This window comes from Streptomyces milbemycinicus, assembly GCF_002154605.1.
Lineage (GTDB): Bacteria > Actinomycetota > Actinomycetes > Streptomycetales > Streptomycetaceae > Streptomyces > Streptomyces milbemycinicus.
Genome location: NZ_MUNE01000687.1, coordinates 22,687 through 22,903, shown reverse-complemented (window position 1 = coordinate 22,903; position 217 = coordinate 22,687). Strand labels below are relative to the sequence as shown.

Here is a 217-nt window from a genome sequence, read left to right as displayed (position 1 = left end):
TCCCCGCCCCGGTCATCCGCCCCGCCGTCAGCGGCCCTTGACACCTCGTCGCCCCCTGATCGCTCCGCGTCCCGGAGGAATCACGCTACTGGACGCGAGCGTAGGATCCGCTCATCCCATCCGGAGGAGCCCCCGCCATGTCGTCCCAGATCGCGCTGTTGCGCGGCATCAATGTCAGCGGCCACAACAAGTTCCCGATGGCCCGGCAGCGCGAGCT

The 217-nt window shown here is 69.1% G+C and carries 1 protein-coding gene; it reads left to right on the top strand.

The genetic code is table 11. From position 1 onward, the window contains the following. Positions 1-137 precede the first annotated feature (137 nt). On the top strand, positions 138-217 hold an 80-nt coding region (locus CCN51_RS58470), incomplete at its 3' end, for a DUF1697 domain-containing protein (RefSeq protein WP_245881798.1).